The organism is Litoribacterium kuwaitense, from assembly GCF_011058155.1.
Taxonomy (GTDB): Bacteria; Bacillota; Bacilli; order Bacillales; family DSM-28697; genus Litoribacterium; species Litoribacterium kuwaitense.
The window spans coordinates 1-5,061 of sequence record NZ_JAALFC010000078.1; the positions used below are offsets into that span (position 1 = coordinate 1).

The 5,061-nt window shown below is 41.5% G+C and carries 7 protein-coding genes; all 7 read left to right on the forward strand.

The features are described from left to right. The first annotated feature begins 356 nt into the window (after positions 1-356). The gene (locus tag G4V62_RS18680) at positions 357-764 is read left to right on the forward strand and encodes a MarR family winged helix-turn-helix transcriptional regulator (RefSeq protein ID WP_246218538.1); all 408 of its coding nucleotides are present in this window, start codon (positions 357-359) and stop codon (positions 762-764) included. Between the two features lie 110 nt (positions 765-874). Further along, positions 875-1,516 (forward strand): hypothetical protein, encoded by a 642-nt coding sequence (locus G4V62_RS18685; protein ID WP_165205112.1) that lies wholly within the window; start codon positions 875-877, stop codon positions 1,514-1,516. A gap of 438 nt (positions 1,517-1,954) precedes the next feature. Further along, positions 1,955-2,512 (forward strand): PadR family transcriptional regulator, encoded by a 558-nt coding sequence (locus tag G4V62_RS18690; protein ID WP_212508850.1) that lies wholly within the window; start codon positions 1,955-1,957, stop codon positions 2,510-2,512. 100 nt (positions 2,513-2,612) lie between these two features. After that, positions 2,613-3,095 (forward strand): DUF4188 domain-containing protein, encoded by a 483-nt coding sequence (locus G4V62_RS18695; protein WP_165205116.1) that lies wholly within the window; start codon positions 2,613-2,615, stop codon positions 3,093-3,095. 83 nt (positions 3,096-3,178) lie between these two features. Further along, complete coding sequence (locus tag G4V62_RS18700) at positions 3,179-3,640, forward strand: DUF2306 domain-containing protein (RefSeq protein WP_165205118.1); 462 nt, start codon at positions 3,179-3,181, stop codon at positions 3,638-3,640. A gap of 335 nt (positions 3,641-3,975) precedes the next feature. Then, positions 3,976-4,521: a PDC sensor domain-containing protein gene (locus tag G4V62_RS18705; RefSeq protein WP_165205120.1), complete on the forward strand. Its 546-nt coding sequence runs from the start codon at positions 3,976-3,978 to the stop codon at positions 4,519-4,521. After that, positions 4,512-5,061, forward strand: a 550-nt coding sequence (locus tag G4V62_RS18710) for a cache domain-containing protein (RefSeq protein WP_165205124.1), incomplete at its 3' end; no start/stop codon positions are given. The genes G4V62_RS18705 and G4V62_RS18710, both read left to right, overlap by 10 nt.

Sequence of the window (5,061 nt, forward strand, 5' to 3'; positions counted from 1 at the left end):
GAGGTTGCATGGAGAAACTAATCATGCGAAAACCAAGCGAATCCTTCCATGCGTAAAATATCCAAGGTACGAAAGAAACTCCGAATCGTCGGACATCTAGGGCAGGAACTTCCCGAAGTAACGCTCATGGAGACGAAAGGTTGCTTTCATCGTGGAAGTGAGAAGCTCCCACTTCAAGCGAAGCTAAGTGGTGAGTAGTTCACTAGCGTCCATTGCTTTCTCCTCAACCATGATGATATTTATTCTAGCATACAATGTTTTTCAATTTTTTTACAGTTATTTTGGTGACTCGTATTTGACAACTTATTTCATCTACTATATATTTCAATAAACAAAGTATATAAGGTGTGATCCTTTTGAGCAAAACAGAGCATGTCCATACCATTATTGAAAATATGCTGGACATTCAAAAATATTCTCAGAAATTCGTGTCGATGATTATTGCGGAGGAACAACTCTCCCAACTTCAAGTGGTTTTGCTGTTCGAATTGAAAAAGCAAGGCAGCATGAAAGCCTCAGAAATTGCCGAGTTATTCCAAGTGACCCCTGGTGCAGTGACGTCGATGTGTGACAAACTGGAGCACCGATCGCTCATTCAACGTACGAGAGACGCCAAAGACAGGCGCATCGTCAAAATGATCCTTACAGATCAGGGAGAAAAAAAACTGCAAGCGCTATTCCACAAGTTTCCTGACGAAAAGGTGGAGAAAATGGTGGAGACGCTCGCCCAAGTGAAAAAGCTGATGGCAAACATGATTGAGTAACGGCCCGATAAAATGAAGAAAGGCCGTTTTTCATTGGTATATTATTTTAACAATCATATATTTTAGTAAGTATATTATAATTTATATAAAGTAAACAAAAGGAGTTTATTATGAAAGAGCCAACAAAAAAGCTGATTAAAGCAAGTGGTATTGTACATGGAAAGCGCATTGGTTACGTCGTCATTAAAGTGAACGGCACGGTCACTTTTCAAAAAGAATTAGCATCTGAGCATTTATCGATCTTTGGCATAGGAACATTTTTGTCAAAAGCATGTGTCGATCAACTCAATAATAAAGGCGTCGCCAAGTTTACTTCGCTACAATGCAATCATATTGTCAACACGGGGTCGCTCACACTGATCGAAGGCACAACGCGCATGGTTTTGAGCCGAGGTCAGCTCAACATTAGAAAGGAATTAACAGCAGACCAGGTTAAAGCTCGTGGCTTGATTCGTGCAAAATCAGTGGAAGCCGAGCAGGTTGAACTGCACATTTCCGGGCGTTGTGAGATTCACTCGCTCAAAGGGCAATCCATTCATGTCACACCTGATTTACTGACGTTATCTTTTACTAGACAACTGTTCTGTCAAAACATTTTCGGAGAGGATATACATCTCTACAGGACAAAGGCTGACTTCGTTCAAGGGTCAAACGTGCACATCGGCCCACATTGTCGGATCCAACAGCTTCACTTTACGATCGATTACACGATTCATCCAACGGCAACGGTTAAAACAATTTTGAAAATATAGGCGTTGTAGAAACGGTGAATATACTTAAAAGATGGCTATGCTTGGGCTGCCCATTACGGCAACACTCTATGTCGGATTGATGATGTGCACTGTTGTCGTTGCACTAGAGTGGTATTTTACGAACAGTTGGTGTAGAGATGATCCAGCATGAACTCTTTCCTAGTTCCCATGTCCCTCCCCTGTTCAGTTTACAAATCCAACTTCTTTTTGCAGCTCTTTTTTACGTGTCTTCTGTTTTCGTTAAAAAAATACTGATGTATTGCTGGTCGACCTTTAAAAACAAGCGCACATAAATATACCGAGCTATCACTTCACCCGTTTTCGTGTCAACGTTTTAGCATCCTGCCTCTGGTGAATCGGTTTCTTAGCGTAAAAATCCTTTTCTTTTTCACAATCCTTTAGTATTATATATCTAAATGATATATGAAGGAGCCTCTTTTGAAACCTTATAACCATACGACGTACGCACTACTCGGCATCTTAACGACAGACTATCGCACTGGCTATGAGATGAAGCAATTGATTGATCACAGCCTGAATCACTTTTGGAAAATTAGCTATGGGCAAATTTATCCGACGTTAAAAAAACTCGTTCAAGACGAATTAGCGACTGTAAAAACGACTACGCAGTCCGGCAAACCAGCCCGTAAAGAATATACGATTACAGACAAAGGGCGAAATGAACTCCTCGCTTGGCTGGAAGAACCTCTCGAGCACATTCCAGCGCACCGAAACGAGGTGCTTTTAAAACTATTTTTTAGCCGCCACCAACAGCCAGAGCAAACATTATCACTTTTAAACGACTATATGGACATACTGCAACGAAACTACGACACGTATGAAGGCATTGAGCAAATGATTACCCGTTGCAATGAAAGTCCAGATGTCACGTACTGGTTATATACATTGGATTATGGGAAACGCATTACAAAAGCTACCCTTGAATGGTGTCAAGTGACGATCGAGCACTTAAAGGAATCTACAGATAAATGCTGATCATATAGACGAAGAGGAAATGCTTGCATCCTCTCGTTTTTATGCAATATATATCAAAATGCTATATATCAAAAAGATAATTAGACGAGGAGGAACACGATTGGGCAAAAACATTTTCACAGGCGGCTTTACAACGGAAAACGAGCAAGATCTTGTCGTTTTTTTAATCGGGATGCGCATCAATCGACGTCGTGCCGTTCACAAATGGTGGCCTGTTTTTCAAGCAATGCCAGCCATGATTAAGGAACTACATCAAAACAAAGAAGAACTCGGCTTTTTATCAATGGAAAGCTATTTCGGCCTGCGGACGACGGTGATGATTCAATATTGGCGGTCGACCACCGAATTGATCGCGTATGCCAAAGGAGAGAAGCATTTAGCTGCGTGGAAGCACTTTAATCAAAAGATTGGAAATAATGATGCGGTCGGTATTTATCACGAAACCTTTGAAGTTGCGGCAGGCCGATATGAATCCGTGTATAGAAACATGCCGAAGTATGGTCTCGCTCAAGCGATCAACCATATTCCAATCACTAAAGAACGCACATCTGCTCATAAACGACTCTACTCCAAGCAACGATGACAAACATATTTACGAGATCGCTTATCACACTTGTATAAGTGTTTCCGACGTTGCTATTCATTTCATCAGGGAGGACATTTAACATGTTTACCATCTTCTTAATCATACACATCAGCACGGGATTTATTTGTTTAATCACCGGCGTCATCGCCATGACTTCACGCAAGACATTGGGAAAACACTCGTTATCGGGCGAGCTGTATCATTGGTCATACGTTTTTGTCTTTATCACAACGGTTGTCATGTCCATCATTCATTGGGAAGACAGTGCACACCTCTTTTATATCGGCGCTTTTTCTTATGCCCTTGCTTTCATCGGCTATGTAGCAGCTAAAGTCCGGAAAAAGTATTGGCTTCGGTCGCATATCGGGGGAATGCTCGGTTCTTATATCGGTGTCGTCACGGCAACAATTGTCGTAAACGTCCCGAAAATACCGGTGCTAAACGACCTGCCCCCATTATTGTTTTGGTTTTTACCAACGTTGATAGGCACACCCTTGATTTTTAACGTTGTCAAAAAGTATACACTTCAAATGAACTCATAAACTCCCTTTTCTCGAAGCTGTCTCACATGTTGTGAAACGGCTTTTTTTGATTGTGTGCGGCCATTCTTCACCTTTATCTTAAATGGCATTTCGATGATTTACATCATTTGATTTTTAGCAAACCGTCCAAAAAATTTTCACAACCCTCTTTAAGATCGGTTTAAATTTACCGATATGAATACTGTCTTCATCATAGCATTCAAATCCTATGTATTTGGTCCTAGGCATGCAGCGCTCAGATAGGTGATTTTTGGCTAGAACCTACATATTTTCATAAAAAACCCACATTTCGTTTAAAAATTCAAACGCATTTTACAGACATCTAGGAGGCCTATATGAAACGACAACCGAAAAGCACAGAGCAAAATTTCGTTCAGCGGATTTTTGGTAGCATTTCTACAAAATTATCTCTTATTCTCCTCATAGCGATTGTGTTCGTTTTTTCCGTGACAGGTTTCCTCATATATTCGTTTACACAGTCATTATTGGTTACAAAGATTGAGGAAAATTTAATGACTAAAAGTACTGCGATTTCCGATGAGGTAGACAGCATGTTTTCCGAAAAAGCCGCGATTGTCCGGCAAATAGCTGCGAATCAGCAGATGATAAACTTTTTAACTTCAACAACATCCGACGTTCAGTCCAATAGTGATTTTACAGAAATTATGCAGTCATTAGACAATGTAACGCAATCAGATGAAAACATTGGTTCGGCATGGGCTGCCAGTCACCAAGCGAGCTTCTTACTTGGTAGTGGCAATGCGATCCAGACGTCGGGATATGATATACAAAGTCGACCGTGGTATGAACCTGCGCTCGCAAATCAAGACGTCTTTTTCACAGAAGCGTATGAAGATGCCCTTTCCGGAAAATGGTGCTAAGTGCCGTTCAGTCTGTCGAGGTTGCTGGTAACACAGTAGGCTTTGTAGGGGTCGATGTGCTATTAGATAACCTACCACAGCTCATGGAAGCGCATCATCTTGGCAACGACGGATATGCCTTCTTACTTTCCAAGGACGGCACCTTTTTATATCACCCAGATAAAGAGATAGCGAACACCAACCTCACCGAACTTCCAGCTGAAGCAGGCAAACTCGGCGAAAAAATGATCAATGGAGAGTCTGGATTGCAACTCCTTCCAGTCAATGAACGAAACGAATATATCGGCTACTCTCCTGTAACGACGACAAATTGGTCCGTCGGTACATCTTTACCTGAGTCCGAAGCTTTGGCAAGCCTAGAAACATTCTCAATGCAAATGCTTTTATACTTTGCGATCAGCTGTATCCTGCTCATTTGCATCGTTTACTTTGTCGCAAGTTACATGCTCAAGCCGATTCCGAAAATGATGAGCGTCTTAAAACAGCTTGCCTCTGGTGACTTAACCCCGCGTCTGCACATTCAGTCTAAAGACGAAATGG

What these genes read in the sequence shown, in the direction of transcription:
- G4V62_RS18685 (WP_165205112.1), top strand. Translation starts at nt 875, where the DNA reads ATGAAAGAGCCAACAAAAAAGCTGATTAAAGCAAGTGGTATTGTACAT.
- G4V62_RS18705 (WP_165205120.1), top strand. Translation starts at nt 3,976, where the DNA reads ATGAAACGACAACCGAAAAGCACAGAGCAAAATTTCGTTCAGCGGATT.
- G4V62_RS18700 (WP_165205118.1), top strand. Translation starts at nt 3,179, where the DNA reads ATGTTTACCATCTTCTTAATCATACACATCAGCACGGGATTTATTTGT.